22 protein-coding genes and 1 pseudogene are annotated in these 22,312 nt (G+C 73.0%); 6 read left to right on the forward strand and 17 right to left on the reverse strand.

The window, feature by feature from the left end:
* The first annotated feature begins 131 nt into the window (after positions 1-131).
* Positions 132-566 (forward strand): PGPGW domain-containing protein, encoded by a 435-nt coding sequence (locus tag ACLGIH_RS12435; RefSeq protein WP_416525313.1) that lies wholly within the window; start codon positions 132-134, stop codon positions 564-566.
* Positions 567-591: 25 nt separating this feature from the next.
* Here the strand turns inward: ACLGIH_RS12435 and ACLGIH_RS12440 are convergent, their stop codons facing one another.
* The 4 genes from ACLGIH_RS12440 to ACLGIH_RS12455 are packed head-to-tail and all read right to left on the reverse strand — an operon-like array spanning position 592 to position 5,321.
* On the reverse strand, positions 592-1,659 hold the full coding sequence (locus ACLGIH_RS12440; RefSeq protein WP_416525314.1) for a hypothetical protein: 1,068 nt from the start codon (positions 1,657-1,659) through the stop codon (positions 592-594).
* Positions 1,660-1,712: 53 nt separating this feature from the next.
* Positions 1,713-2,648, reverse strand: coding sequence for an N-acetylneuraminate synthase family protein (locus ACLGIH_RS12445; protein ID WP_416525315.1), 936 nt, complete (start codon positions 2,646-2,648; stop codon positions 1,713-1,715).
* Positions 2,649-2,661: 13 nt separating this feature from the next.
* Positions 2,662-3,957 (reverse strand): cytidylyltransferase domain-containing protein, encoded by a 1,296-nt coding sequence (locus ACLGIH_RS12450; protein WP_416525316.1) that lies wholly within the window; start codon positions 3,955-3,957, stop codon positions 2,662-2,664.
* 32 nt (positions 3,958-3,989) lie between these two features.
* On the reverse strand, positions 3,990-5,321 hold the full coding sequence (locus ACLGIH_RS12455; RefSeq protein ID WP_416525317.1) for a DUF6716 putative glycosyltransferase: 1,332 nt from the start codon (positions 5,319-5,321) through the stop codon (positions 3,990-3,992).
* A 198-nt stretch (positions 5,322-5,519) separates the two neighbouring features.
* On the opposite strand from ACLGIH_RS12455, the gene ACLGIH_RS12460 reads away from it, so the two are divergent.
* The 3 genes from ACLGIH_RS12460 to ACLGIH_RS12470 all read left to right on the forward strand — a co-directional run bounded on the left by ACLGIH_RS12460 (position 5,520) and on the right by ACLGIH_RS12470 (position 9,042).
* Positions 5,520-6,500, forward strand: a complete 981-nt coding sequence (locus tag ACLGIH_RS12460; protein WP_416525318.1) for a glycosyltransferase family 2 protein — start codon at positions 5,520-5,522, stop codon at positions 6,498-6,500.
* Positions 6,497-7,831, forward strand: coding sequence for a polysialyltransferase family glycosyltransferase (locus ACLGIH_RS12465; protein WP_416525319.1), 1,335 nt, complete (start codon positions 6,497-6,499; stop codon positions 7,829-7,831). The genes ACLGIH_RS12460 and ACLGIH_RS12465 overlap by 4 nt, the downstream gene beginning before the upstream one ends.
* Before the next feature lie 260 nt (positions 7,832-8,091).
* Positions 8,092-9,042 carry a class I SAM-dependent methyltransferase gene (locus ACLGIH_RS12470; RefSeq protein ID WP_416525320.1) on the forward strand — a complete coding sequence of 317 codons (951 nt, stop codon included), beginning with the start codon at positions 8,092-8,094 and terminating at the stop codon, positions 9,040-9,042.
* Positions 9,043-9,063: 21 nt separating this feature from the next.
* On the opposite strand, the gene leuE is transcribed toward ACLGIH_RS12470, so the two are convergent.
* Positions 9,064-9,717 carry a leucine efflux protein LeuE gene (leuE, locus tag ACLGIH_RS12475; protein WP_416525321.1) on the reverse strand — a complete coding sequence of 218 codons (654 nt, stop codon included), beginning with the start codon at positions 9,715-9,717 and terminating at the stop codon, positions 9,064-9,066.
* Positions 9,718-9,762: 45 nt separating this feature from the next.
* Positions 9,763-11,343 (reverse strand): acyl-CoA mutase large subunit family protein, encoded by a 1,581-nt coding sequence (locus tag ACLGIH_RS12480; protein WP_416525322.1) that lies wholly within the window; start codon positions 11,341-11,343, stop codon positions 9,763-9,765.
* 162 nt (positions 11,344-11,505) lie between these two features.
* On the opposite strand from ACLGIH_RS12480, the gene ACLGIH_RS12485 reads away from it, so the two are divergent.
* Complete coding sequence (locus ACLGIH_RS12485) at positions 11,506-12,357, forward strand: L,D-transpeptidase family protein (protein WP_416525323.1); 852 nt, start codon at positions 11,506-11,508, stop codon at positions 12,355-12,357.
* A gap of 146 nt (positions 12,358-12,503) precedes the next feature.
* Here the strand turns inward: ACLGIH_RS12485 and ACLGIH_RS12490 are convergent, their stop codons facing one another.
* The 11 genes and pseudogenes from ACLGIH_RS12490 to ACLGIH_RS12540 all read right to left on the reverse strand — a co-directional run.
* The gene (locus tag ACLGIH_RS12490; protein WP_416525324.1) at positions 12,504-13,664 is read right to left on the reverse strand and encodes an extensin; all 1,161 of its coding nucleotides are present in this window, start codon (positions 13,662-13,664) and stop codon (positions 12,504-12,506) included.
* The gene (locus tag ACLGIH_RS12495; protein ID WP_416529360.1) at positions 13,664-14,335 is read right to left on the reverse strand and encodes an RNA polymerase sigma factor; all 672 of its coding nucleotides are present in this window, start codon (positions 14,333-14,335) and stop codon (positions 13,664-13,666) included. Before ACLGIH_RS12495 ends, ACLGIH_RS12490 begins: the two co-directional genes overlap by 1 nt.
* A gap of 348 nt (positions 14,336-14,683) precedes the next feature.
* Positions 14,684-15,655 (reverse strand): hypothetical protein, encoded by a 972-nt coding sequence (locus ACLGIH_RS12500; RefSeq protein ID WP_416525325.1) that lies wholly within the window; start codon positions 15,653-15,655, stop codon positions 14,684-14,686.
* Positions 15,656-15,705: 50 nt separating this feature from the next.
* Entirely contained in the window at positions 15,706-16,323 is a 618-nt protein-coding gene (locus ACLGIH_RS12505) for an RNA polymerase sigma factor (RefSeq protein ID WP_416525326.1), read from the reverse strand.
* Between the two features lie 170 nt (positions 16,324-16,493).
* Positions 16,494-17,537, reverse strand: a complete 1,044-nt coding sequence (locus ACLGIH_RS12510) for a L,D-transpeptidase family protein (protein ID WP_416525327.1) — start codon at positions 17,535-17,537, stop codon at positions 16,494-16,496.
* A gap of 190 nt (positions 17,538-17,727) precedes the next feature.
* On the reverse strand, positions 17,728-18,666 hold the full coding sequence (locus ACLGIH_RS12515) for a DUF3152 domain-containing protein (RefSeq protein ID WP_416525328.1): 939 nt from the start codon (positions 18,664-18,666) through the stop codon (positions 17,728-17,730).
* Positions 18,667-18,887: 221 nt separating this feature from the next.
* Positions 18,888-19,319, reverse strand: coding sequence for a hypothetical protein (locus tag ACLGIH_RS12520; protein WP_416525329.1), 432 nt, complete (start codon positions 19,317-19,319; stop codon positions 18,888-18,890).
* Between the two features lie 316 nt (positions 19,320-19,635).
* A complete protein-coding gene (locus ACLGIH_RS12525) occupies positions 19,636-20,115 on the reverse strand; it encodes a hypothetical protein (protein ID WP_416525330.1) in 480 nt (159 codons plus the stop codon).
* Between the two features lie 137 nt (positions 20,116-20,252).
* Positions 20,253-20,885 carry a DUF6461 domain-containing protein gene (locus ACLGIH_RS12530; RefSeq protein ID WP_416525331.1) on the reverse strand — a complete coding sequence of 211 codons (633 nt, stop codon included), beginning with the start codon at positions 20,883-20,885 and terminating at the stop codon, positions 20,253-20,255.
* Positions 20,886-20,946: 61 nt separating this feature from the next.
* A complete protein-coding gene (locus tag ACLGIH_RS12535; RefSeq protein WP_416529361.1) occupies positions 20,947-21,663 on the reverse strand; it encodes a NucA/NucB deoxyribonuclease domain-containing protein in 717 nt (238 codons plus the stop codon).
* 15 nt (positions 21,664-21,678) lie between these two features.
* A pseudogene (locus ACLGIH_RS12540) lies at positions 21,679-21,903 on the reverse strand (RHS repeat-associated core domain-containing protein); the annotation flags it as partial.
* A 5-nt stretch (positions 21,904-21,908) separates the two neighbouring features.
* Here ACLGIH_RS12540 and ACLGIH_RS12545 point away from each other — a divergent pair.
* Entirely contained in the window at positions 21,909-22,178 is a 270-nt protein-coding gene (locus ACLGIH_RS12545) for a hypothetical protein (protein WP_416525332.1), read from the forward strand.
* Positions 22,179-22,312 lie beyond the last annotated feature (134 nt).

Here is a 22,312-nt window from a genome sequence, read left to right on the forward strand (position 1 = left end):
TCACGGATACCACGCACCGCCCGCCGCACGCGCCCGGGTCCGGGTGCCGGGCGCTGCGGTGTGCGGTCCGCACGGCCTAGGGTCGGGAGCGGGAGCGGTGGTGTGCGTCGGCCGCGGGAAGGCGGGGTGCCGTGACGTGGAGTGCCGAATCGGTGCGGCGGGGGACGCTGGGCGTGCTCGGTGCCGTGCTGGTGGTGATCGGCGTGGTCCTGCTGGTGCTGCCCGGGCCGGGGCTGCTGCTCGTGTTCGCCGGGACGGCGCTGCTGGCCCGTGCCGTGCCGGCGCTGGACCGGTTCGTCGATCCCGTGCGGCGGCGGGCCATGCGGGCGGCCGAGGAGAGCGTCTCGTCACCGTGGCGCGTCACGGGATCGGTCCTGACCGGTGTGGCCCTCGTCGGCGCGGGGGTGGTCTGGGGCCTCGTTCCCCGGCTGCCGTACTCCGGGTGGGCCACCGGGATGAGTCTGATCGTCTCGGGGCTGGTGCTGTTCGCCCTGCTGCTGTGGAGCTACCGCCGGGTCCGCGCCGCCCGCCGCGCCGGGAGCGCCACCGGCCGTCGGGCGCCTTGACCGGGTGGGCCGGACCACGGGCCGGTCACCCGGTGCCCGCCACGGCCGACAGCCGGTGCACGTCCCGGGCCGAGCCCGTCACCCCGGACAGGAAACCGCGGGCCCGTGGCGAGGCGTGCCGGGTCAGCCAGGCGGGGTCGATGTCGCAGACGGCGACCTTGACGTCGGTGCCGGACAGGGCCAGCGGCAGGGTGTGGACCACCGTGGAGGGGAAGCTGAGGATGGTGCGGCCGACCGGGCCGCGGCGGGCGATCAGTTCCAGCGGCAGGTCGGGGCGGACCACCTCCAGGCCCGTCTCCACCGCCAGCCGGTGGAGTTTGTCGGCGCTCTCGCGGCGGTGGGCGAAGTAGCGGGTGGCGCCGTGCGCGCGGGCCAGGCCCCGGACGGCGTCCAGGTAGCGGTCGCCGTCCACCACGCCGGTCTCCACCAGGGAGGTGCCGACCATGTCGGCGCCCTTGGTGATGCGCGGCGGGCCGAAGCGGGCGCGGGTCCAGGCGAAGGCGTTGGCGGTGACCGTCACGCCGTCGGGGATCTCCTCGATCGGCATGGAGGAGAAGACCGAGACCCGGCGCTCCCCGGCGGGGGTCAGCCTGCGCCGCGCGGAGGACGACACCGGCGCGAAGAGCAGGTCGCGCGGGCCGGGGCGGCTGCCCTTGCGGTGCCAGCGCACCAGGCGTTCGCCGCGGGCGAGCTGGGTGACGAACTCCATGGTGGCCGTGCCGTCGTCGACGACGACCAGCTCGCGGGCGCGGGTGATGGTCAGGAGCAGTTGTACGTAGCGGGAGAACGGGTCGCCCATCACGATGCGCCGCGCACGGCGCAGGGCACCGGCCAGTCCCCCGACCGTGCGGAAGGGGGCCGTGGCCCCTCCCCGGGCCTCTTCCCAGCGGACCTCGTGGCCCTCCTGGCGGGCCAGCTCCGCCATGCGGCGCAGCTGGCCCCGGGTCATCGGGTCGACGGGTGACAGGACGACGAGGGTGAGCTGCGTCCAGGGGGCGCTGACGTGCGCCCACTCCAGCACGTTCAGGAGCTGTACCGGACTCTCGACGAAGGCGAGAGTGTGGGGGCCGGCATTCCCGGCGCGGGGGCTCATCGGCGTACGACCGTCCCGTCGTAGGGCGTGGGGAGGGGAGTCGGCGGGCGGGGTCAGACGGTGACCGGCTCGCCCGCCGCCGCGGCGATCTCGGCCTCGGCGACCACGCCGGTGACGCGGCGCAGCTTCTTCATCGGGCCCAGCTCGGACTCGTAGACCTTCTTGACGCCGTCGCCGAGGGAGGCCTCGATGGTGCGGATGTCGCGGACCAGGCGGGTGAGGCCCTGCGGCTCGACGGACGCGGCCTGGTCGGAGCCCCACATGGCGCGGTCGAGGGTGATGTGGCGCTCGACGAACGCGGCGCCGAGGGCGACGGCGGCCAGGGTGGTCTGCAGGCCGGTCTCGTGGCCGGAGTAGCCGATCGGGACGTTCGGGTACTCCTGCTGGAGGGTGTTGATGACCCGCAGGTTCAGCTCCTCGGCCTTGGCCGGGTAGGTGGACGTCGCGTGGCACAGGAGGATGTTGTCGCTGCCCAGCACCTCCACCGCGTGGCGGATCTGCTTCGGGGTCGACATGCCCGTGGAGAGGATGATCGTCCGGCCGGTCGACCGCAGGGCGCGCAGCAGTTCGTCGTCCGTCAGGGAGGCGGAGGCGACCTTGTGGGCCGGTACGTCGAACTTCTCCAGGAAGGCGACGGCCTCGGTGTCCCACGGGGAGGCGAACCAGGCGATGTCCTTCGACTTGCAGTACTCGTCGATCTGGCGGTACTCGTCCTCGCCGAACTCGACGCGGTGGCGGTAGTCGATGTAGGTCATCCGGCCCCAGGGGGTGTCGCGCTCGATGTCCCACTGGTCGCGCGGGGTGCAGATCTCGGGCGTGCGCTTCTGGAACTTGACGGCGTCGCAGCCGGCTTCGGCGGCCGCGTCGATGAGCTTGAACGCGTTCTCCAGCTCGCCGTTGTGGTTGATGCCGATCTCGCCGGTGATGTAGACGGGGCGGCCGGGGCCGGCCTCGCGCGAACCGAGGGTGCGGATGCGGGAGTTGCTCATGACAGGGGTTTCCTTACTTGGGGAGGGAATCGAGAGAGGGACCGAGGATCCAGCCGGCGATCTCCCGGATCGCGCCGTCGCCGCCGGGGACGGTGGTGACCGCGCGTGCGGCGCCGCGGACGACGTCGTGGGCGCCGGCGACCGCCACGGGCCAGCCCACGAGGGCGAAGCACGGCAGGTCGTTGACGTCGTTGCCGACGTAGAGCACGCGCTCCGGCGCGATGCCCTGGTCGTCGCACCACTGCTTGAGCGCGATGTCCTTGCGGTCGACGCCGTGCAGCACGGGGAGCTTGAGCTTGCGTGCGCGGGCGGCGACGACCGGGTTCTGTTCCGTGGACAGGATCAGCATCTTCAGCCCGCTTCTGCGCAGGGCCGCGATGCCGAGCCCGTCGCCGCGGTGCACGGCGACGAACTCCCGTCCGTCGGCGTCGATCAGCACCCGGTCGTCGGTCTGGGTGCCGTCGAAGTCGAGGACGACCGCGTCGATGTCCTCCGCCGCGGGGAGGTGGGCGGGAGAGCCGACGGCGAGCGCGCCGGGGCGCGTGGAGTCGAAGAGGGGCGCGAGCGCGCGGGCGCGGGCCAGGTCGTGCGGGTCGTCGATCTCCAGCACCCGCGCCGGGTCGGTGCGCACGAGTGCGGTGCGGCCGAAGAAGCGGTGACCGTGCTCGCGGAAGCCGGCCGCGTCCATCGCGTAGGCGGCGCCGGTCTCCAGCAGGTCCTGGGGGCGGTCCTGGCGGCGCGGACGGAAGGACTTGTCGTGGTTGACGCCGTGGCCGCCGGCGCCGACGCCGGCGCCGTCCCTCTCCCCGTCCCCGGAGCCGTCCCCGTCGCCGTCGCCGTCCCGCCAGACGAACCCGTGGAACGGGGCCACGGTCACCGCGGTGTCGGCGCCGTCCTCGGCGACCGCCCCGGCCACCCCGTCGAGGTCCTCGCGGACCAGGAACGGGCTGGTGCACTGCACCAGCAGCACCACGTCGACGGCGGCGCCGTGCAGGGCCTCGTGGGCGTCCATGGCGTGCCGCACCGCGGCCTCGGAGGTGGCCGTGTCCCCGGCGATGGCGGCCGGGCGCAGCACGACCTCGGCGCCGGCCTCGCGCGCCGCGGCGGCGATGGCCTGGTCGTCGGTGGAGACGACGACGTCGGTGACGAGCCGGGCGGCCCGGCACTCGCGCACGGCGCGCGCCACCAGGGGGACACCGCCGACGGGGGCGAGGTTCTTCGCGGGGACGCCCTTGGAGCCGCCGCGTGCGGGGATGACCGCGAGGATCCGGCGCACCGAGGCGCCCTGACCCGTTTCGGGTTGGGACATGGGTACCCCTCCTTGGGTACGGGTCACCGGGGTCACAGCTCCCCCATGCGCCGGATCACCGGGGCGACGCGCTGGACGCCGTGCCGGTAGGCGCCGCGCGCCGCGCGGCGCACGACCTGCCGGACGGGGCCGGGTGCGCGGTCGGCGGCGGGCGCGCCGGGCAGTGGCGTGCCGTCCGGGCCGAGGTGGTGGCGGGCGAGGATGCCGGGCAGGTAGCCGGGCGCGGTGACGGGTGTGTAGTAGGGGGTCAGGGGTGGCAGGCCGCCGCGCAGCGCCAGCAGCTTCGCGAGGCGCTCCCGCGCGGTGTCGAAGGCGGTGGCGTACGAGCCCGCACCAAAGATGGTGTCCCCGGCGGCGACACCCTGCCGGGCGACCCAGTCCGCGTCGGGCGCGGGCCGGTGGCCGGCGTCGAGCTGGTCCCAGGAGGCGAGGCAGCCGGAGCCGATGAAGTGGTGGTTGCCGAGCGCCTCGCGCACCCCGAGGTCGGTGAGCACGACCGTCGGGATGCGGCGGTGCAGGGACTCCAGCGCGGCCGTGGAGCTGACGGTGACCAGCAGGTCGGTGCGGTCCAGGACCTCGCCCATGTGCCCGTAGACCAGGCGGAAGTTGGGCGGCGGGTCGGCCTTCTGCACCAGTTTCTGGTACGGCAGTTCCTCGATGTGCGTGGTGTGCTCGCCCGGCCTGGAGCGCAGCTTGAGCAGCACCTCGCGCCCGGGGTGCCGGCGGGCGTGCCGGATCAGCCGGTCCAGCAGGTACGTGCGGTCCTTGCGGCTCTCCGGCACCGAGGGCTGGGCGGCGAAGACGACCGTGTAGGGGTCGTGTTCGCCGGTGTAGGGCGCACCCCCGAGGAAGGGCAGGGCGACCTCGGTGACCGCGGAGGCGTCGGCGCCGACCCCCTCGTACACGGCGCGGAAGCGGTCCGCGTCCTGGCGGGAGTTGGCGAGCACCAGGTCGGCGCCGTGCCGCAGCAGCAGGCCGTCGGCGAGCTTCTCGTAGACGACGCCGACGTAGCCGGTGACGACGACGGGCCGGTCGGTGCGGTCCTCGAAGACCCGGCCGAGTCCGTGCAGCATCGCCTGGACGCCGCCGCCGACCAGGGCGAGGACGAGCACGTCGTACGGCTCCTCCCCCATCGTCCGCAGGAACTCGACTCCGGTGACCTCACGCAGGGAGTCCGTCCGGACACCGACCTCCTTCAGCTGGCGGGGGGTCGGGGTCGCCCGGCCGCGCAGCAGGTAGCCGTCCAGGCGGAGGTCGGAGTTCTCCGGGACGACACGGCTCGCGGTGAGGGCGCCCCATTTCCACCGGGTGTCGGAGTCCGCGAGGACGGCCACCCGCAGGGCTTTCGTTGCACTTGCTGGCACGTCGAAGACGCTAGGAAGCCATTTCTAGGAACGGCCCAACCAGAATCCAACAAACGGTTAACAGCGCACCGCCGAACGGCGAATCGGCCCGTTCGACGTCCGGAAAACCGTTCGCTTCACGGCTTCGCCACGCTCCGTTCACCCGGCATCCAGCCAGGGGTAAAGGGGAATGACGGGCCGCCCTTTAACGTCGGCTGCGTGCTCAAGCTCTCCGTCATCGTGCCGTTCTACAACGTGCGGCAATACGTCCCCGATGCCCTGCGGAGTCTGCGCGCCAACGCGCGGGACGACTTCGAATTCATTCTCGTCGACGACTGCTCCACCGACGGGACCGCGGACCTCCTCGCGCGCGCCGAGCGCGAGCTGCCGGGGGCGGTGCTGGTCAGACACGAGCGGAACGGCGGCCTGGCGACCGCCCGCAACACCGGCCTGGACCGGGCGCGCGGCGAGTATCTGACCTTCCTGGACGGCGACGACTGGCTGGCACCCGGCTACTACGCCCGGCTGGTCGCCGTGATCGAGGAGCTGGGCTGCGACTTCGTCCGCACCGACCACGTGCAGTGCGCGGCGCGGACCCGTTCCGTGCACCGGGTCCCGCACGGCCGCCGGAACGTCGTGCTGCGCCCGCGCGACGCGATCCTGCCCGCCCACCGCTCCACGTCCGTCGACTACGCCTTCGCCTGGGCGGGGGTCTACCACCGCCGGCTGGCCGACCGCGGCCTGCTGCACTTCACCGACGGGCTGCGCACGGCCGAGGACCGGCCGTGGATCTGGAAGCTGCACCGGGAGGCGGAGTCCTTCGCGGTGACCGGTCTGCTCGGTGTCTTCTACCGGCGCGGGGTCGCCTCGTCGCTGACCCAGATCGGGGACGCCCGCCGGCTCGATTTCATCCGCGCCTTCGACCAGGTCGTCGAGGAAACCGCCCAGGACGCCGACGCGGCGCGGCTGCTGCCGAAGGCCGTGCGCACGTACTGCGCCATCATTTCGCATCACCTCGGTTCCATCGAAAGGTTCGAGCCGCCCGTGGCCCGGAAACTGAAGGCGATGAGCGCCGCCGCGCTGCGGCGCATGCCGCAGGACGTCCTCGACGAGGCGCTGGACTCGATGGACGCCGAGCGCGCCACGCGGCTGCGCCGGCTGCGCCGCCGTCCGGTGCCGGGCGCGGAGGTGGCGGCATGACCACCCAGATCTTCCTGGCGTCGACGCTGTACGGAGCGGCCACCCTGGCCGCCGCCCTGGACGCCGGCTGCTTCGCGCCCGCCGGCCGGCGTGTGCTGCTGGTGTCCAACAACGCCGCGACGCCGGAGACGACGCCGGCCGTGGACGAGATGCCGGGATTCGAGCGGCTGCGGCCCCGGTTCGACGACGTGCTGTCGTGGAACGAGGCCATCTCCCCCTTCCACCCCAGTGGCTGGGGGCCGCGTCTGGAGGACGTCCCCCTGTGGGAGAGGCATCTGCGTCTCGCCTGGGACATCGGGGACGACGACGTGGCGCTCGCCGTGGAGTCGATCCAGGTCAACCCGGCGCTCGGGCTGGCGCAGATCTTCACCGACGCGCCGGTGACGGTCTACGCGGACGGCCTGATGAGCTACGGCCCGACCCGCAACAAGATCGATCCGCTGGTCGGTTCCCGCGTGGAGCGCCTGCTCCACCTCGACCTGGTGCCGGGCCTGGAGCCGCTGCTGCTGACCGAGTTCGGCGTCGGCGCCGAGGTGGTGCCGGCCTCGGCGTTCGGCAAGGTGCTGGCCGAGCTGGCCGACACCGGCGACCCGCTGCCGGAGGCGGCGGAGCCCGCGCTGCTGCTCGGGCAGTACCTGTCCGCGCTGAACATCCTCTCCGCCGAGGAGGAGGAGGACCTGCACGTGCGGATGTTGCGGGGCGCCGTCGGCCTGGGCCACACCCGGGTGGTGTTCAAGCCGCACCCCACGGCACCGGCCCGCTTCACCCGCACCCTGGAGCAGGAGGCCGAGCGGCTCGGAGCCGAGCTGACCGTGCTGGACACGCCCGTGCTCGCCGAGGTGCTGTACCAGCGGATGCGCCCGGCGCTGGTCGTCGGCTGCTTCTCCACCGCCCTGCTCACCGCGTCCGCGCTGTACGGTCTGCCGGTCGCCCGCGTCGGCACCGGGACGCTGCTGGAACGGCTGACGCCGTACGAGAACAGCAACCGCGTCCCCGTCACCGTCGTCGACGCGCTGCTGCCCGAGGTCACCGACGGCGCGGCCGTCGCCGAACAGCGCCGCGGCCTGGACCCGGGGGCCCTCACCGAGCTGGTCCGGACGGTCGGGTTCGCGATGCAGCCGAGGATCCTGCCGGGGCTGCGGCCGGAGGCCGAGCGGTATCTGGCGGCGCGGCTGGACAGCCACACCTGGCGGTACTTCAAGAAGCGGCGGCTTACGGCGCTGGGGCTGCCGGGCGGCATCCCGCAGCGGCTGGCGTTCCTGCCCCGCAGCGCCGCGGCGCGCAGGGTGGTGCGCCGGGTCAGGTCGTTCCGGCGCTCGATCAAGCGGTGAGCCGTGAGCGGGAGCGTGACCTGCGCGGTCGTCGGCACGGCGGCGCCCGTGCCGACGTACCCGACGTTCCCGCTCACCGTCACCGCCGTGCCGGAGCCGGCCCGGCTGCCGAACGGGTTCGTCGAGAAACCGCCGGCCCGCGTATGCGGGCGGCATTGTCCCGGGCCCGCAAGATCGTCACCGTGCCGTCTCGATGATTTGTTTGTGCGACATTCGACAATAGGCTGGATTGCGATGCTCTTAACAGGCAATCTCCCTGCATGGCCACTGCACAGTCAACCGAAAGCCGCCCCGGCGAGCTGAAGGACGTCCCCGGCTGGTTCTGGCCGCTTGACCAGGTACTTTTCACCTGGTTCCTCGAGCGGCAGACGGAGCGGGGAGTATCCGGCGACCTGCTGGAACTGGGCGCCTACATGGGCAAGAGCGCGATTCTGCTGGGGCACCACCTTCAGGCCGGCGAGACGTTCACGGTCTGCGACCTGTTCGGGAGCGACGCCCCGGACCAGGCAAACCGTGCCGAGTCGGCCGGTTCCTATTCGACCCTCACCCGACAGGCATTCGAACAGAATTACCTGTCCTTCCACGAGGCCCTTCCGACGGTCGTCCAGGGCCCGACGTCCGTGATCACCAAGGAGGTGGAACCGGCCACCTGCCGGTTCGTCCACATCGACGCCTCGCACCTCTACGAGCATGTGCGCGGCGACATCGAGGCGGCCCGTGAGCTGCTGCTCCCGGACGGCGTCGTGGTCCTGGACGACTTCCGCTCCGAGCACACGCCGGGCGTCTCCGTCGCCGCCTGGGAGGCGGTGCTCAACGGCGGGCTGCGCCCGATCTGCCTCAGCACCCAGAAGCTGTACGCCACCTGGGGGGACCCCGAGCCCGTCCAGGACGAGCTGGTCGCCATGCTGCGGGGGCGCGACGACTGCTCGGTGAGCGTGCAGCAGGCCGCGGGGCACCGGCTGGTCCGGGCCCGTGCCAAGACCATGCAGCCGCCGCCGTTCCCCCGCTCGCGGCACTACACGGCCCCCGTGCCCAAGCCCGCGCGGGAACCCGTCCCGGCCCGCCGCCCGGCCCCGGCCCGCCCGGCCGGCGCCGCCCGGGCCCGCCGGCTCGCCGTGGACCTGCTGCCGCCGATCGTCACCAGGGCGGTGCGCCGCTACCGCGCGGCCGGGCGGGCACGCGACGCGTCCCGCGCCTCGACGCCGCGCTGACCGGCGCCGAGGGGGGGGAGGTCAGGTGCTCGACAGTGACAGCTTCACCGCGAACCCGAGGAACAGCGCACCCGCCGCCGAGGTCGCCCCCGCCGACAGGCGCCTGCGGCGGCGGAAGGCGGCGGCCAGCCTGGTGCCGGTGAATATCAGCGCGCTCAGGTAGAGGAAGCTGGCCAGCTGGGCGAAGGCGCCCAGGACGACGAAGGACTGGGCGGGATAGGCGTACCCCGGGTCGACGAACTGCACGAAGAAGGCGACGAAGAACAGGATCGCCTTCGGGTTGACGAGGCTGATGACCAGGGCCCGGCGGTAGGGGCGCTCGTCGGCGCCGGCCGCGGCCGGGGCCATCGCCTGCTCGGCCGCCTGCCGCCGCGTCCGCCACATCGCCCGGGCGGCCCGCAGCATGCCGACCGCCAGCCAGGTCAGATAGCCGGCGCCCGCGTACTTCACGATGCCGAACAGCACGGCGTTGGCCTGGAGCAGCGAGGCCACCCCGGCGGCCGACAGCGTCATCAGCACGGTGTCGCCGCAGAACACCCCGGCGGCGGCGCGGTACCCCGCGCGGACGCCGCGGCGGGCGGCGACGGAGAGGACGTACAGCGAGTTGGGGCCGGGCAGCAGGACGATGAGGAGGACGCCCGCCAGGTAGGTGGGAAGGTCGGTGACGCCGAACATGGGAGGGAGTGTGGCACGCGCCTGTGACACTCCCCCACCGGCCCGTCAGAAGCGCTCCGACGGCTCGTAGGCGCCCCACACCTCGCGCAGCGCGTCGCAGACCTCGCCGACCGTGGCGCGGGCCCGCAGTGCGTCCTTCATCGGGTACAGCACGTTGTCCGAGCCCTCGGCGGCCTCGCGCAGCGCCGCCAGGGCCGAGGCGACCGCGCCCCGGTCCCGCTCGGCGCGCAGCTTCGCCAGCCGCTCCGCCTGCTGCGCCTCGATGGCCGGGTCGACGCGCAGCGGCTCGTACGGCTCCTCCTCGTCGAGGCGGAAGCGGTTGACGCCGACCACGACCCGTTCGCCCGCGTCGGTCTCCTGCGCGATGCGGTAGGCGTTGCGTTCGATCTCCTCCTTCTGGAAGCCGGCCTCGATCGCCTCGACCGCGCCGCCGAGGTCCTCGACCCGCTGCATCAGCTCCCGGGCCGCCGCCTCGACGTCGTCGGTCAGCTTCTCGACGGCGTAGGACCCGGCGAAGGGGTCGACGGTCGCCGTCACGTCCGTCTCGTACGCCAGCACCTGCTGGGTGCGCAGCGCGAGGCGGGCGGACTTGTCGGTGGGCAGCGCGATGGCCTCGTCGAAGGAGTTGGTGTGCAGCGACTGGGTGCCGCCGAGGACCGCCGCCAGGCCCTGCACGGCGACCCGGACCAGGTTCACCTCCGGCTGCTGGGCCGTCAGCTGCACCCCGGCCGTCTGCGTGTGGAACCGCAGCATCAGCGACTTGGGGTTCTCCGCCCCGAACTCCTCCTTCATCACCCGGGCCCAGATCCGGCGGGCCGCGCGGAACTTGGCGACCTCCTCCAGGATCGTCGTACGGGCGACGAAGAAGAAGGACAGGCGCGGCGCGAAGTCGTCGACGTCCATGCCGGCCGCCACCGCCGTGCGCACGTACTCGATGCCGTTGGCGAGGGTGAAGGCGATCTCCTGCGCCGGGGACGCGCCCGCCTCCGCCATGTGGTAGCCGGAGATCGAGATCGTGTTCCACTTCGGGATCCCGGCCCGGCAGTACGCGAAGATGTCCGCGACCAGCCGCAGCGAGGGTTTCGGCGGGAAGATGTACGTCCCGCGCGCGATGTACTCCTTCAGCACGTCGTTCTGGATCGTGCCGGTCAGCCGGTCCGCGCTCACCCCCTGCTCCTCCGCCACCAGTTGGTACAGCAGCAGGAGCAGCGCGGCGGGCGCGTTGATCGTCATCGACGTCGACACCTGGTCCAGCGGAATCCCGCCGAACAGCACCCGCATGTCGTCGATCGAGTCGACCGCCACGCCGACCTTGCCGACCTCTCCGTGCGCGAGCGGGGCGTCGGAGTCGTGGCCCATCTGGGTGGGCAGGTCGAAGGCGACCGACAGGCCCGTGGTGCCGTGCTCGATCAGCTGCCGGTAGCGGGCGTTGGACTCCGCCGCCGTGCCGAAACCGGCGTACTGGCGCATCGTCCACGGACGGTGCGTGTACATCGCCGGGTACACGCCCCGCGTGAACGGATACGCCCCCGGCTCGCCCAGCCGCTCCGCCGGGTCCCAGCCGTCGAGGTCGCCGGGTCCGTAGACCGGCTGGATGGGCAGTCGGGACTCCGACTCACGCGCCATGGTCTGCCGCCTTTCGCTTGTCCGCCTGTGTGCCGACGCCGTGTGCACCACGATGCCCCGCCGTTCGCCGCCCGTCATCCGCGGGGAACATCTCAGGTGACGTCCGTGCGGACCGTGAGACGACGGGGGGCCGTGATGCGTGGTACGGGCAGGAGGAGGGGCATGGGAACGGTCATGGGAAGGCGCGGGGGCGCGGGAAGGGCAGGCGCCGCGGCGCTGGTGGCGGCGGTGACGGCGGCGGTGGCGGTGGGCGGCTGCACGGTCCGGGCCGACGACGGCGGCGGGCTGCGCTCTCCCGTGCGCATCGAGACCACCACCACCGCGCCGCCGGCCGCCCCCGGGTCGGACGACCGGCCGAGCCCACGAGGGGAGCCGGAGCCGGGGATGGTGCTGTGGTCGCGCGGCGACACCGGCCGGGACGTACGGGAACTCCAGGCCCGGCTGCGGCAGGTCGAGTGGCTCCACGACGGGCCGACCGGGACGTACGACGATCTGACGGAGCGCGCGGTCCGGGGTTTCCAGGGCAAGCGCGGGCTGCCGCGGACCGGCGAGACCGACACCGTCACCTGGCGGCGGCTGCTGCGGATGACGCGGGAGCCGGGGAAGTGGGAGCTGTACCTGATGGGCGGGCAGCCGGCCGCCGCGCCCGACCCGCGCTGCCGGACCGGCCGGGTGCTGTGCATCAGCAAGGAGAGCCGGACCCTGCGCTGGATGATCGACGGCCGGACCGTGTCGACGATGGCGGTGCGGTTCGGGTCGGAGTACACGCCGACCCGGGAGGGGGTGTTCAAGGTCTACTGGAAGTCCCGGAACCACTGGTCGACGCTGTACGACACCCCCATGCCGTACGCGATGTTCTTCAGCGGCGGCCAGGCCGTGCACTTCTCGTCCGACTTCGCGGCCCGTGGCTACGCCGGCGCCTCGCACGGCTGCGTCAACGTACGGGACGAGACGGCGATCGCCGCGCTGTACGCGCAGGTGAGGAACGGCGACAAGGTGGTGGTGCACCGGTAGGGAGGAGCGGGGCGCGGGCGGGACCGGGGGAACGTGTCCCGCCCGCGCCAGGTGCACGAGCCGTGGGTACGGGGGGAACCCCGGCTCGGTGCGACAGCCGATGACCAGTCGGCTCACTCAGTACTGCGTCGGGGCCGCCAAAAGTGTCACACCTTTGGCGAAAACTTTTCTGCGAGCTGGGAAAAGCGCAGGTCACGGCCGGAGTCCGACTGAGGGGCCGGGGCCGGGCGGCCCGCGGGGCGCCCGTGGCTCAGGGAGTCAGGGGCGAGCCGGGCGCGCGGACGTATGGGAGGGCCGTCGTCGCCGGCGTCGACGCTGCTGCCGCCTTTGCCGCTCTTGCCCTTCTCGTCCTGTCCGCCCTCGTTCTTCTTGCCCTTGCCCTTTTCGCCGGTCCCGTCGGCGCCCTTGCCGCCCTCGCGGCTCTCGTTGCCCTCGCGGCTCTCGTTGCCGCCGGGAGTCCTGCCGTCGGCGCCCCTGCGGCGCTCGGCGGCGGTCTCGGCGAGGACGGTCTTGCAGTACCTCCACACCCGGGCGGCGCCGCCACCGCCCGCGGCGTCCGTCAGCGCGCGCTTGCGCCCGCGGTCGAGGTCCTTGCCCGCGCGCAGGTCGCGGCAGGCCGTGGTGATGTCGTGCCGCCCGCCGGCCGAGCGGCGCTCGCCGTCGCCCGTGCCGGAGCCGGGCCGCGCGGCCGTACCGGCGCCCGCCTCGCCCCGGGCCGTGCCGTCGTCGGCCGGGGCGGACGGGCCGGTCGAGCCGGTGCCGGGGGCGGATGGGCCGCCGGTGTCCCGCGAGGACGGTCCCACCATCGGGTGCTCGGGCCGGTCGGGGCTCACACCGGCCGAGACGGAGGCGCCGGCGCCCGGCTCCGCACCGCTGAACGGCGTCGGCAGGACTCCGGTTCCGGCCGCGGCCCCCACCCCGCCGAGCAGGCCGACGGTCAGCGAGGCGACCAGTGCCAGGCGCAGCGGGCGGCGCCGGCCGGGGTGCGCCGCGTCGCCGGCGGGGGCCCCGATACGGACCAGCCCGGCGTCCGAGGTCCGGGCCGCGGAGCCGTCGGCGAGTGCGGCCGGCAGACCGTCCCGCTCACCGCTCCGCTCGGCGTGCGCCTTGCGGAAGGCGGCCAGGGCGGAGGCCTCGCCGGGGAGTTCCTCGCTGGTCGGAGGGGGTGCCGGGGAGAGGGCGGCGAGGGTGGCGGCGAGCCGTTCGGCCCGGTCCCGGGCCGCGGGGCCGACAGCGTCCGGTGACTCTCCGCGCAGCAAACGCTCCGCCGTCCTGCGGTCCAGCCACCTGTCCTGCTCGTCGGCCATCACATGCCCTTCTGCGTCCGCGCACCGCTGTGCGTCACAGTGGCGGACGTCACCGCGCGGCCGCGCGGTTCTCGCGGTTCTCGCGGCGCGGGCAGCGCGTCGAGCGCGCGGGTCGATTCCGGATCGTCGCCGATCAGCTCGGCCAGGCGCTTCAGGCCGCGGTGCGCGGCGGTGCGGACGGCGCCCGGGCGCTTGCCCAGTGTCTCGGCGGCGGTCTTGGCGTCGAGGCCCACGACGACCCGCAGCACGACGGCCTCGGCCTGGTCCTGCGGCAGCCGGGCGATCAGGGAGAGAGCGTTTCCGGTGGCCAGGGCCTCGATGGCCTCGCCCGCGGTGTCGGACTCCGCGGGCTTGCCGGTCAGCTCGGTCTCGTCACCGCCGATCGCGGGCCGGCGCCCGCGCATGCGGATGAGGTCCAGGGCGCGGTTGCGGGCTATCCGGGCGGCCCAGCCGCGGAAGCGGTCCGCGTCGCCGCTGAAGCGGCCCAGGTCACGGGCTATCTGCAGCCAGGCCTCGGACGCCACGTCCTCGGCATCCGGTTCGCCGACCAGCGTCCGTACGTATCCGAGCAACCGCGGGTGCACCGTGCGGTACACAGTCCGGAACGCCGTCTCGTCTCCGTCCTGTGCCGCACGCACCGCGGCGGTCAGCTCCGCGTCGTCCCCCAGCACCCCGCGCGCCTCTCTTTGCGCCTGAATTTCCATGGCTCCCCGCGGTGGTCTACCGCAGGCTGGCGCGGGGGCACCACCCTCCGCACTCCGGCGCGAAAGGCACGTTACGTCTTGAAACCGCTCCCCGTCCATGTCCCCACGAATGGCCGTACAAGATGCAACTAAGCCGTGACGCGGGCGGGTGTGACACAAAACGCAGCCGCGGCGCTGTAGGTAGTACGGGTCGCCGCGCGGCCCGTGCCGCGCGACGGCCGGGGCCTCTCCTGTGGGGGGTGGCGGCCCCGGCCGTTGCCTTGGCAGCGCGCTCCGCCCCGTACGACGGCCGGGCCGGGCCGGCCGCGGCCGGCCTCATGTGTTCCCGCTGCCGTCGGCGCCGCCGCCGCTCCGGCCGTTGGCCGCACTCGGCTTCGCTCCGGCGCTCGGCCTCGTCCCGGCGCTCGGCCACTCGCCGCCGTCCGGCTTGTCTCCCGCACCCGGCTGTTCGCCGACGTCCGGCTGCTCACCCGCGCCCGGCTGCTCACCGCCACCCGGCTGCTCACCCGCGCCCGGCTGCTCACCGCCACCCGGCTGCTCACCCGCGCCCGGTCCGCGCCCGGGGTCGCCCGCCGGGTCCGGGGTGTCGGGCTTGGCGGAGTTGCCGTCGCCGGGCGGCGGCGACAGCCGCGCGCAGTACTCACCGACCCGGTCCGCGCCGCCCGCGGCCTCGACGAGGCGCTGCCACGCCGGGGAGTCGAGCGCGCGGCCGCGGTCGGCGACGTTCTCGTAGGCACGGCACTGCGCCTCCGTTTCCCGGGCGGCGGCGTCCCGGCGGTCGGGGGCGGCGGAGGTGGCCGCCGACGCGGGCGGCCCGCCACCTGGGGGCGTCCCCGGCGAGGAGGACGCGCCGCGGCCGGGGGTGGTGCCGACCGACGCGCTGGGCCCGGGCCGCCGCGGATCGCTCTCGCCGCCGTCCGAGGAGCCCGCCGAACCGATCGTCGCCACCGCGACCCCGCCGAGGGTCAGGCTCGCGAGGAACACCGTCAGGGTGGCGCGCACCGAGCGCCGGGCCCGCCGTCCGTCGCGCGGCCGCCAGTCGTCCCGGCGTCTGGTCCGCGCCCGATGGGTGCCCGCGTCCCGGGCGGCCCGGAAGGCGGCCACCGCCTCCTCCTCGGCCCTCGCGTCCAGGGCGCCGCCGCGCATCGCGGCGCCGAGCACCGCCTCCAGCATCGCTTCCAGCGCGGCCTCGTCCGGCGTGTGCGCGAAGCCGCCGGACGCGGCGCCCGCGGGGTGGTGCGCGGGCCGACGACCCGGGGCACCGCCGTGCCTGTGCGCTTCACCCATGTCCGTATCCCGTCCGGCGTCCGTGTCCGGCGGTCCGCCGTCCCACGTGTTCATTCCGATTCACCCAGCGTCCCGGGGCCCCCGTACGTCACACCCGCGCCGCCGAGGGTGCGGGCCAGCCGCCGCAGCCCCCGGTGGGCGGCGGTGCGCACGGCGCCCGGCCGTTTGCCCAGCACCCGTGCGGCGGCGGGGCCGTCCAGGCCGACGACGACCCGGAGCAGTACGGCCTCGGCCTGGTCCCGCGGCAGTCCGCGCACCAGTTCCAGCGCCCGCGCCGTGGAGAGGGACTCCAGGGCCTGGTCGTGCGTGCTGTGCTGGGCCGGCAGTTGCAGCAGGTCCTGCTCCAGCGCCGCCGGCCGCGGTCGTACCCGCTGCCGGCGCAGATGGTCCAGTGCCCGGTGCCGGGCGATGGTCGCGGTCCAGCCGCGGAAGCCGGCCCCGTCCCCCTTGAACCGCCCCAGGTCCCGGGCGATCTCCAGCCAGGCGTCGGACGCCACGTCCTCGGCTTCGTCGCCGACCAGCCCGCGCAGGTAGCCGAGCAGCCCGGGCTGCACCAGCCGGTAGGCGACGGCGAACGCGGCCTCGTCCCCGCTCTGGGCCCGCTCGACCGCCGCGCCCAATTCCCCGTCGTACGCCTGTACGCGGCGGGGTTCCCCTCCCTGCCCCAAGACCGTCCTCGTTAGTGCCGTTTGTACCGGGCGGGCGGCAAGTCCGACGTCAGACGTCCGCTCCCGGCCGTGCCGACGCCTCAAGGTCATCAGCGTCGCGGCCCGCGGAAACGTCACAGCTCGTCGCCGCCGCACCGCGGAGCGCGGCGGCGGCGCCCCCGCGCCGGGCCTCAGCCGATGGCGATGCGCGGGTGCGAGCCAGGGGTGATCCAGGCCATGATCCGGTCCATCGTGGCGCGCGGCACGGACACGCACCCGGCCGTCGCCCCGTTCCCGTTGACGTGCAGGAAGATGCCGGCCCCGCGGCCCGGCACGGCGGGCCACCGGTTGAAGTCGATGACCAGGGCCTTGGCGTACCGGATCGGATAGTTGGCGAGGCGTTCGCTGCCCCGGTCGCCGGACTCGGTCAGCGGGAAGTCCGCGCCCTCCTCGCCGTGCATGGAGTTGTAGAACTTCGACTCCGGGTCCTGCACCCACCAGTCGTCTCCGTCGACGACGTGGTACGGCATGCTCGTCCCGCCCGCCTCGACGCCGAACCCCTCGGTGAGGGTGTACGTCCCCGAGGGCGTCGTCCACGTCCCCTGCCGCCTGCTCGCCCCGTCCACGACCCCGTTGGACCCGACCCGCCCCGAAGCGGTGCCGAACTGCTCCTTCCAGCCGGCGGAGCCCTTGGCCCAGGCGGTGACGGTCGCGTACGAGCCGTTGGAGTCGACGGTGATGATCTGGGTGGCGTCGCCGACGTCGACCGGAACGGGGAAGCCGGGCGCGGACGCGCCGCCGGAGGAGCGGCCGTCCTGGCCCGGACCGCGGGCGCCGGTCCCTGATCCGCCGTCGGCACCGGTGCCCGCGCCCGCGCCCGGACCGCTCCCGCCACCGCTCCCGGCGGACGCCCGGGACGCGCCGGCGGTCGCCGAGGCAGCCGGGCGGGGCGCGTCGGAGGCCGAGGGCGAGGAGGAGACGGATGCGGAGGAGGAGACGGAAGCGGAGGCGGAGGCGCTCACGGAGGGGGAGGCGGAGGCGGCCGACGAGACGGTGCCGGAGGGGGTGCTCCCCTCCGCGGCCACGTGCCCGGAACCGGCTGCTTCGCCCTTCCCGGCATCATCGCCCCCGTGCTGCCCGCCACAGGCGGACACGAGGAGCAGCGCCCCGCCGACGGCGGCCACGGCGAGGGGGCGGGCGGAGGCGGAGTACCGCGCGGGGAAGGAAGGCAGCACGAAGGAACCCTTCGACAGGTCGGGGGAAACGGAGCGGGGACGGACACGGCGGGCGGCGCCCCCGCGCACTGGGGAAATCGGCCCCGGTTATACATCAGCGCCGGACCGGAACTCGACCGCGGGAACATTTCCGGCACATCGCCCTCACGGTCTCCGGCGCGTCTCCCTCGGGAGCGGCGGTGCCCGCCCGTCAGGGGACGGAGGGCCCGCCCAGATACCGCCCGTCGCGGTCGTACGGCCAGGCGTTGGCCACGCACCCCTTCAGCCCCTTGATCTGCTGCATCATCGCCGGAGCCGGCTGACCGGGGCCGGGGCAGGTCTCGTGGCCGTGCCCGATCCGGTGACCGACCTCGTGGTTGACGATCAGCGCACGGTACTCGCCGATGGGCCCGTCGAACTGCGGTGAGCCCAGCACCCACCGTTTGAGGTTGACCACGACGTCGGTGCCCACACTGCAGTTGACCTCGCCACGGGTCAGCAGCCCCGCGGCCCCGCAGATCCGGTCCACGGTGCCCGGAGTGGCGATCTTGACGACGAAGTCGTACGGACCGGAGCTGACGAGCCGGAAGGAGTTCACCCCGTCCCGGGACCAGCCCCGGCGATCGGCGAGCACGGCGGCTATCTCGGCCGCGGCACCGCTCGCCGAGACCTCGATGCCGTCCTCGACCATCACCTTGTACCGCCGTACGCGGCTGCCCGCGCCGACGACAGTCCCGTCGGCCTGTGCCGTGATGAACGTGCCGGGGCCGGTTGCCGGGATGGGGATGGTGCCGGACGACGGCGACGGCGAGGCCGACGGGGACGGCGACGGGGAGGAGGACGGCGAGGGCGAGGGCGCGGTCTCCGTCTCCAGGGGTACGGCCACGTCGGCCTGCTCCCGGCTCCCCTCCAGCATGTCCCCGCCGTCCAGGGCGGACCGGTCCTCGGCCTCGGCGGCGTTCTGGTCCTGCCAGTACGCCAGGGCCGCCCCCGAGGTGAACATCACGGCCAGGAAGACCAGGCCCGCGGAGGCGGTACGCGCCAGGCTCCGCGGACGACCGCCTCCGGAGCGGCGTCGTCTTCGCTCCCGCCCGATGCCCCGCTCCTCGTGGCGCTCACGACGGCCACGGCCGGCGGCACGCTTCCCCACGGCGGAAATCCCCCCACTACAGCGACTTGGCCATCGGTTCACCACACCCGGCGGCACAGCCGCACATCCCCCACCGAAAACCCCCTTGAGCAGGGAAAACGCCTAACAGGCGGGTCACGCCCGCGTCAACCGAGGGGACGAACCCGACGTTCGGCCCATCTGGCCCCAAGCGCCCCGCCGTACTGCGCCGTGGCGTGCCGCGCCGCGCCGCGCCGTGGGGGTCAGACGGCGGCCCGCCGGGCCCTTCCGTGCAGTGTCAGATAGAAGGTCTGCGCCGACTCCTCAGACCCTCCGACCTCGAACCGGTTGCGCACCTTGCCGAGGGGGTTCCACACCCGCCCGTCCGGCATCCGCACCCCGACCGGCTGCCCGAACAGCGCCCGCTGGTCGGTGTCGAGGTCCACCCAGACCGCCCCGGCGCGGCGCACGAGCACCTCGCCGACGTACACCCCGAGCCCGAACAGCACCCGTTCGACCCGCTCCCGCCCGGCCCCGCTCTTGCGCAGTCCGTCGACCATGAAGTCGACCACGCGGAGACTGGCCACGGTGTAGTCCAGCGGCAGCCGGCTGCGGGCGGTGACACGGGCGACGAAGGCTGCCGCGTGCGACCGCATCTCCCTCGCGCGCGGCGCCCGCCCGTCCGCCTGGCTCATCGGATCCCACCCCTTCGCTCGGCTGCGGAGGACACCCAGCGGCCCTCCGCCAGTCCCAGCGGATCCCGCCCCCAGGGCAACACGGGTCACGGAGGTGCTGATGTTCACACCAGTAACTCCCGGACGCCGTACAACCTTTTCGCCGCCCGTACGTCGCCGAGTCCGAGGTACGGCGGCGCGTGTACGCGGGGGCGGTGCCGCTGCACATGGACTTGCTGGTGCCGCCTCACTGGCATCGCCGTCACCGGCGTGCGCAGAGGGCCCGTTGCCCGGGCATGCAGTCCGGGCAACGGGCCTCTGAGGAGCCCAGACAGCTCTACGCCGTCTTCTTCTCGGGGTTCACCGCGTCGAAGACGATCACCTTCCGCTCGAAGTCGGCATAGAACGTGGCGGAGTAGCGCCCTTGTGTGACGGCAGTCTCAAAGTCCTCACTCGTCTGCCACTGGGCGCTCCCCGGTACCCGTGGACGGATGGTGCTCAGCACCACCGGTGCACCGGGTTCGTCCTGCCAGGCATAGTCCTTGCTCAGCCTTGCCACGTCGGCGTCCGCCAGCCGGACGACCCCGGACACCCGGATGTCGGAAGGACCCGGTACCGATGACCTGCCCTTGCCGAGGACCTCTCCCGTCCATTCCACGGCATCGAAGTGCCCCAGTTCGGGAAAGTACTTCCGCACCGGTTCCTTGTCCTGCCTGATGCCGGGCTCGCCGGTCTCCGCGGCCCGGGATTCCTGGGCCGAGGCAGCATCCGCCGGCTCGGTCCGATGACCGCATCCCGACGGGACGAGCGCGGCCACGGCCACTGCGGCGAGGCAGGAGGCCCGGCGGAGCCGCTTCCGGTCTTCTCCCCCACCGATACACATCGCAGCCCACCGTGGTGCTGTCCGCCTGTCCTGTCCGCCAAGGGCCCGACCGAATACGAACCTGATTCGGGTCAGGGGATGTCCCAGTATGGTGTGCCCACGTAACTCGAAGCGGATGGGAGTTCCACTGTCATCAGGGGCTCACTGAACCAGGACCCTTGGACCGGAACTCCCATGACCTTCTCCGCAAGAGCGAGAATGTTCGGGCCCCAACGGCCCTCGGAGTCGAGAAGTCCATCGCACCAGGAGGTCCGCCAGCGAGGGTCGTCAGGACGAAGTGGATTCACCGGCCCGTCGTGCTCTTCGTACACCACCAGGTCCCCGTCGACCGCATAGTGAACGCTGTCGGCTCCGTTCACATCGAAACGCACGCTGAAGCATCGGCCACCTCGCGACAAGTCACGCACTACACCAGGGACCGCCGCGACGTATCCGACGCTTTCGATTGTGTAGACGGTATTTCCCGTTTGCCCGACGCCCACGAGTTCGGAATCGTCGGCCAACTCCACGGCCTCCACAGCCGTCAGGCTGCGGACCGCAGCGGGGTCTCCGCCCAGACGCCGGATCACCTCGTCACACTCGACACCCTGGATGAGAGAAATCGTCGGGACGACGTATTTCTCCTCCAGTTCGGAAATCCAGGAATATTGTCCACAAAAGCCTGCCATGACCACCTCGGGAAAAGCCTGAGAACGGGTCCGCAAGGGATTACCTTACGGACCCGTTCAGTGCGAGTCAATCAGCCTTCAGAGTCAGCAGCCCGTATTACCCTGCGACCCAATTTCCGTTCTGCTGACGGACGTTGATGGTCCAGACAAGGAAGGGATCCCCGCGCTTCATGCGGTTCCGTCTGAGGAACGCGCTCATGTCCCTGCCCTGCTGATCGTTCTCCCACTTGGGAACTCCCATCACCTGAGCGCCCAAGCCACCTTGGCAGGTGGAGGCGAAGGGGTACTCGTCACAGGAACCAGGCCCTGTCCACACCGCCTTGCACCCCGCGAATTCGCGGTTCAAATCAGCAGCGCCCTTGTCCCGTACGGTGTGTAGGAGCCACGGCTTTCCGCTCGCGATGGCGGAAGCGTCGTTGATCGCAATCTTGGGCGTTCTCTTGCCGTCGACCACGAACACAGGGAGATCGCGGCATTCCTTCTCACTCCTGCCGTGATCCTCCTGGCACGCTTCCACAGCCTCGTCCCACTGCGGCGCCGTCAGCCCCTTCGGCACCGGCTGCGGCGCCGGCTGGTCATCACCGCCACTGTCGCCATCCACACGCGGGGTGCGAGGCCTCTCGTTCCGCGGCTCGTTTTCGTCTCCGAAGAGACGTCCGATGCCTCGGACCGTGTCGACCAGCCGCTGACCTCGGGCCGCGATGTCCTCGGCAGCGTCCTCGAGATCACCGCCCAGTTGTTCGCCGTCGGTCTGGGTGCTGGTCGCCGCCGCGGCCACGACCGCGACAACCGCGACGACCGCCACGGCCGCCACGGCCGCCAGGATGGCGAAGTGGCCGTCGACTTCGGTGAAGCTGACGGGGTTGCCGCCGGTGAAGGCATAGCGGTTGCCCGTGTACGGGTCCACTCCGAGGCCCATGTCCGCAAGCGCCCCGTTGTACATGTCCCGGGTGGTGAAGCGGTTGAGGCCCGGATTGTAGTCGCGGAAGCCCATGTCGTACGTGCCTGACTGGGCATCCCAGCGTTTGGCGTTGAAGCGGTAGGGGCTGTAGGCCCACCGTGGCCTACGAGGTCACCGGTCAGGGCACCGCCGACATCACCTACCAGGGCGGCAACGCCTCCGGAAAAGGCGTCCCCGTCGACGACGCCCGGCTGCCCTGGCGCAAGACCGTCCAGGTCCCGCTCGGCACTCAGCCGGTCGTCAGCATCGTCCTCGGCGACCAGGGCGGCCAGGCTCGCTGCGTCCTCGCCGTCCGCGGGCAGCACGTGCAGAGCGCCACCGCCGCCGGCCGCTTCGGCCGCGCCACCTGCTTCGGGCCGCCGGAGTGATTCAGCTCACTTCGAGGCGGCGCGGTGTGATGTTTCCCCTCCGTACGCCGCTGGGTGGGGCAGGCCATCCCTGTGGCGGATGTGCCTCCCGTGACTCTTCTTTCCGGCCCCCTGGGCCGCCTACGGCTTTTTTG

Origin of the sequence: Streptomyces hamibioticus, assembly GCF_047946815.1 — a bacterium.
Taxonomy (GTDB): domain Bacteria; phylum Actinomycetota; class Actinomycetes; order Streptomycetales; family Streptomycetaceae; genus Streptomyces.

What these genes read in the sequence shown, in the direction of transcription:
- ACLGIH_RS12440 (WP_416525314.1), bottom strand. Translation starts at nt 1,659, where the DNA reads ATGAGCCCCCGCGCCGGGAATGCCGGCCCCCACACTCTCGCCTTCGTC.
- ACLGIH_RS12445 (WP_416525315.1), bottom strand. Translation starts at nt 2,648, where the DNA reads ATGAGCAACTCCCGCATCCGCACCCTCGGTTCGCGCGAGGCCGGCCCC.
- ACLGIH_RS12450 (WP_416525316.1), bottom strand. Translation starts at nt 3,957, where the DNA reads ATGTCCCAACCCGAAACGGGTCAGGGCGCCTCGGTGCGCCGGATCCTC.
- ACLGIH_RS12465 (WP_416525319.1), top strand. Translation starts at nt 6,497, where the DNA reads ATGACCACCCAGATCTTCCTGGCGTCGACGCTGTACGGAGCGGCCACC.
- ACLGIH_RS12470 (WP_416525320.1), top strand. Translation starts at nt 8,092, where the DNA reads ATGGCCACTGCACAGTCAACCGAAAGCCGCCCCGGCGAGCTGAAGGAC.
- leuE (WP_416525321.1), bottom strand. Translation starts at nt 9,717, where the DNA reads ATGTTCGGCGTCACCGACCTTCCCACCTACCTGGCGGGCGTCCTCCTC.
- ACLGIH_RS12480 (WP_416525322.1), bottom strand. Translation starts at nt 11,343, where the DNA reads ATGGCGCGTGAGTCGGAGTCCCGACTGCCCATCCAGCCGGTCTACGGA.
- ACLGIH_RS12485 (WP_416525323.1), top strand. Translation starts at nt 11,506, where the DNA reads ATGGGAACGGTCATGGGAAGGCGCGGGGGCGCGGGAAGGGCAGGCGCC.
- ACLGIH_RS12490 (WP_416525324.1), bottom strand. Translation starts at nt 13,664, where the DNA reads ATGGCCGACGAGCAGGACAGGTGGCTGGACCGCAGGACGGCGGAGCGT.
- ACLGIH_RS12500 (WP_416525325.1), bottom strand. Translation starts at nt 15,655, where the DNA reads ATGGGTGAAGCGCACAGGCACGGCGGTGCCCCGGGTCGTCGGCCCGCG.
- ACLGIH_RS12520 (WP_416525329.1), bottom strand. Translation starts at nt 19,319, where the DNA reads ATGAGCCAGGCGGACGGGCGGGCGCCGCGCGCGAGGGAGATGCGGTCG.